Raw genomic sequence first — 301 nt, forward strand, 5'->3', positions numbered from 1 at the left:
TCAAACAACTGATTGCTCATTTTGACAGGTTGATTGACGAATTGGACAAACAAATCGATGACCACACCCACACGCATTTTGACGGCAAAGCCAAAGTGGCGGAACAAATCAAAGGCATCGGTTCGATAACGACGGCTACGCTGATGGCAATGCTGCCCGAATTGGGACGGCTGAGCCACAAACGGATAGCGAGTCTGATCGGTATTGCCCCACACCCGAGGGAGAGCAGGGAAACCAAATTCAAAAGCCGCTGCTTCGGCGGAAGGTCTGCGGTGCGTAAGGCGCTGTATATGGCCACCGT

General features: G+C 52.5%; 1 protein-coding gene. It reads left to right on the forward strand.

Annotated elements, in window-relative coordinates; all coding sequences use genetic code 11:
* Window positions 1–301: transposase (locus ACLD9W_RS12610; RefSeq protein WP_410842310.1), on the forward strand; the 301-nt coding region annotated here is incomplete at both ends.

This window comes from Neisseria sp. WLZKY-1 (assembly GCF_046546535.1).
In the GTDB taxonomy this organism is placed as follows: domain Bacteria; phylum Pseudomonadota; class Gammaproteobacteria; order Burkholderiales; family Neisseriaceae; genus Neisseria.